The following is a 4,281-nucleotide window of genomic DNA, read 5'->3' on the forward strand; positions in this document are numbered from 1 at the left end:
CGTGTGGCTGAGGCCACAGATACGGTTGCGGCGGAAATTGAGCCGATTACTGTGGAGACAGAATGGGGTGCGGAAGCACGCGGTCCCGATCTTGATCGCGGCACAGATGTTGCTGAAACTTCCGCACCGGAAAAAATAGCCGCGACTATAAGTGCAGAAAACAACGGCCAGCTGATGCGGCCGCAGGCTCTGGTGGAAGCACGCAAAGCGCAAGGCACTTCTGACAAGATCGATCATTCTGCTTATGTTGGCATTACCGATATTGCGGCGCTGAAAGACTGGATCGATCAGGCGATTGATCAGGGTTTTGTGGCTTTTGACACCGAGACAACCTCGCTTGATCCGATGCAGGCCGAGCTGGTCGGTTTCTCGCTGGCCTTGGCGGCAGGCAAAGCCTGTTACGTGCCGCTGACACATAAATCCGGTCAGGGTGATCTGCTCGGAGGCGGGCTGATTGAAGGGCAAATTCCGCTGAATGCAGCCCTTGCAGAACTAAAGCGGCTGCTGGAAGATCCGTCAGTGCTGATCATTGCCCAGAATATGAAATATGACTGGCTGGTCATGCATCGTCTCGGCATTAATATTGCGCGTTTTGACGACACGATGCTGCTGTCCTATGCGCTGGATGCCGGTACCGGCACCCATGGCATGGATGTGCTGGCAGAACGCTGGCTTGGGCACACAACAATCCCTTATAAGGAAGTAGCGGGTACCGGAAAATCGGCCGTGACTTTTGACATGGTGCCGATTGACCGCGCCATCGCCTATGGTGCGGAAGATGCCGATGTCACATTGCGCCTGTGGCAGGTGCTGAAACCGCGTCTGGCCGCCGATGGTATGGCCTCAGTTTATGAGCGGCTGGAACGCCCGCTGGTTGAAGTGCTGGCGCGGATGGAAGAGCGCGGTGTCAGCGTTGACCGCCAAATTCTCTCCCGCCTTTCCGGTGATCTGGCGCAATCGGCTGCGGCTATTGAAGATGAGATTTATACGCTTGCCGGTGAAAAGATGAATATCGGCTCACCGAAGCAGCTTGGCGATATTCTGTTTGGCAAACTCGGCCTGCCGGGTGGTTCAAAAACCAAGACCGGCCAGTGGTCGACCTCTGCGCAGGTGCTGGAAGATCTGGCGGCGGAAGGCCATGAGCTGCCGCGCAAGATTGTGGACTGGCGCCAGCTTACCAAGCTCAAATCCACCTATACGGATGCATTGCCCGGTTATATTCACCCTGAAACTAAGCGGGTGCATACATCTTATTCTATGGCGGTAACGACCACAGGACGTCTGTCCTCGTCGGAACCGAACCTGCAGAATATTCCGGTGCGCACCGCTGAAGGTCGCAAAATCCGCACCGCCTTTGTGGCGCCGCAGGGTAAAAAGCTGATCTCTGCCGATTATAGTCAGATTGAACTGCGTGTACTCGCGCATGTTGCGGATATTGCGCAGCTGAAAAAAGCCTTTGATGACGGTATAGACATTCACGCAATGACGGCCTCTGAAATGTTCGGCGTGCCGGTAGAGGGCATGCCGTCAGAAGTACGCCGCCGTGCTAAAGCGATTAATTTCGGTATTATTTACGGTATTTCGGCCTTTGGTCTTGCCAATCAGCTGTCGATCCCGCGTGAAGAGGCAAGTTCCTATATCCGTACCTATTTTGAGCGTTTCCCCGGCATTAAAGATTATATGGAGGCGACCAAAGCTGCTGCGCGTGAACAAGGCTATGTCGAAACCATTTTCGGCCGCCGTATTCATTATCCGGAGATCAAAGCCAGTAATCCGCAGGTGCGGGCGTTTAATGAACGGGCTGCGATTAATGCGCCTATTCAGGGTTCGGCAGCGGATATTATTCGTCGCGCGATGATCCGCATGGAACCGGCACTGGCAGACGCGAAACTCGATGCGCAAATGCTGTTGCAGGTGCATGACGAACTGATCTTCGAGGTTGAAGATGCGCAGGTTGAGCATACTATTGAGGTGGTGCGTGAGGTTATGATCAATGCGGCAATGCCTGCAGTTTCAATGACAGTACCGTTGCAGGTTGATGCTCGGGCTGCACAAAACTGGGATGAGGCGCATTGATCTTATGCAGTTAATGCAGTAAGAGGCACCAGAACATGTTGCAAAACTCCGGTTTTGCAACATAAGCGCCTTAAAAAGCGAAAGACTGGTCTTCTGTGCGGAATAGATTGTAACAATCGCCCGTTGCAGGTTGACCTCAATGTCATTCGCCTTTACGTAGCGCAGCATCATCACTTATTGTTGTTTGCTTATTTACGTTACCGGTCACGGATGTGTGAAAGCATGGTATACGGCTTTTTGCCGTTTCATCATGAATGAAGCCAGGGATGGGACATTTGCTTCTGAAACTTCAGGGCAAATAATGTCGGGGCCAGTTGATGCGTGGGTGAGCCATTGCTGAAAGTCATTCATGACCTTGCCTTCTACTATTGCACCTGCCCTTGCCGGTGCGCTCACAGCTCGTGGCTATGAGGAACTGACCTCCGTTCAGGAAGCTATGCTGACGCCTGACAATGACGGTCGCGATCTGCTGGTTTCTGCTCAGACCGGCTCCGGTAAAACTGTTGCTTTTGGTATTGCCATGGCGCCTGATCTGCTTGAACAGGGAGATCGTCTGGAAGCCCCGCGTGCGCCATTGGCTCTGATTATTGCCCCGACACGCGAACTGGCTTTGCAGGTTGCCCGTGAGCTGGAATGGCTCTACGCACCAACGGGTGCCCGTATCACCACTTGCGTTGGTGGTATGGATATCCGTACTGAACGCCGCAATCTGGAGCGCGGTGCACATATTATCGTGGGTACACCGGGTCGCCTGCGCGATCATATTACCCGCCGTGCGCTGAACATGTCTGATCTGCGTGCCGTTGTGCTTGATGAAGCCGATGAGATGCTTGATCTCGGTTTCCGCGAAGATCTGGAATTCATCCTCGGTGAAGCACCGGAAGATCGCCGTACACTGATGTTCTCGGCAACGGTTTCCAAATCCATTGCTTTGCTTGCCAAGCGTTTCCAGAAAGATGCATTGCGTATCACTGCCACTGCGTCCCATGAAAAACATGCCGATATTACTTATCAGGCGATGATTGTGCCGCCGCATGAGCGCGAAAACGCGATCATCAACACGCTGTTGTACTATGATAATGTCAACACCATTATCTTTGCCTCCACCCGTGAAGGTGTGAAGCATCTGGCAAGCCGTCTGAGCAATCGTGGTTTCTCGGTTGTGGCGCTGTCCGGTGAATTGTCACAGGCTGAACGTACCAATGCGCTGCAATCCATGCGTGATGGTCGTGCCCGTGTTTGCGTAGCAACAGACGTTGCTGCACGCGGTATTGATCTGCCAAATCTTGATCTGGTTATTCATGCCGATCTGCCGAATAACGGTGAAACACTGCTGCACCGCTCCGGTCGTACCGGTCGTGCAGGCCGTAAGGGCACCTGTATTCTGGTGGTTCCTTTCTCCCGCCGCCGTTCGGCTGAGCGTCTGCTGCAAATGACACGTCTGGATGCCAAGAGCATTGCAGCGCCGACCATTAATGCGGTTCAGGAAAAAGTTCGTGAGGTTATCCTCAGCAACGAACGCCTCAGCGATGAGATTCCTGAAGACATGCAGGAACTGATGCGCGAATTGCAGGCCCGTTATACGCCTGAACAGATCGCAGCTGCTTATTTGCGTCGTGAAATCGAAAGCCGTCCGGCACCGGAAGATGTTTCTGAAGGTCCGGTACGCGCCTTGGGTGCACCGGCACGCGAGCGCGGTGAACGCTCCGAGCGTGCTCCGCGTGAAGACCGTTCCTCCTTCAATGGCGGTGCATGGTTTACACTGTCGGCTGGTCGCAAACATCGTGCCGATCCGAAATGGATATTGCCGCTGATCTGTAAAGCTGGTCAGGTTTCCAAGGGTGATGTCGGTGCGATCCGTATTCTTGAAAACGAAACCCGTTTCGAGATTAACAGCGAAAAAGCCAAGGAATATTTCGCGACTGTTGAAGAACAGGGTACCGGCGAAAAAGGTCTGGTGATCCGTACTTCAACTGCGCCGGAACAGGAAAGCCGTGGCCCGCGTTCTGATCGCGGTGGTGAACGCCGCTTTGATAAGCGTGGCGGCGACGATAAGCCGGGCTGGGGCGCACCGAAAGGTAAGTCCCGCTTTAAAGGCGGCGAAGGCAAGCCTTACGGCGATAAGCCAAAAGGCCCGCGCAAGCCGCGTGAAGGCGGCGACCGCAAATTCTCCCGCTGATATCTAAGCTTTGAAGAACCCCCCGC

At 54.0% G+C, this 4,281-nt stretch carries 2 protein-coding genes; both read left to right on the forward strand.

The genetic code is table 11. The features are described 5' to 3' along the window. On the forward strand, nt 1-2,076 hold a 2,076-nt coding region (gene polA / locus A918_RS0108540), incomplete at its 5' end, for a DNA polymerase I (RefSeq protein WP_022710661.1). Nucleotides 2,077-2,425: 349 nt separating this feature from the next. Further along, a complete protein-coding gene (locus A918_RS0108545) occupies nt 2,426-4,255 on the forward strand; it encodes a DEAD/DEAH box helicase (protein ID WP_022710662.1) in 1,830 nt (609 codons plus the stop codon). The last annotated feature ends 26 nt before the right edge of the window (nt 4,256-4,281 follow it).

Source organism: Pseudochrobactrum sp. AO18b, from assembly GCF_000409565.1.
Taxonomy (GTDB): domain Bacteria; phylum Pseudomonadota; class Alphaproteobacteria; order Rhizobiales; family Rhizobiaceae; genus Pseudochrobactrum; species Pseudochrobactrum saccharolyticum.

What these genes read in the sequence shown, in the direction of transcription:
- A918_RS0108545 (WP_022710662.1), top strand. Translation starts at nt 2,426, where the DNA reads ATGACCTTGCCTTCTACTATTGCACCTGCCCTTGCCGGTGCGCTCACA.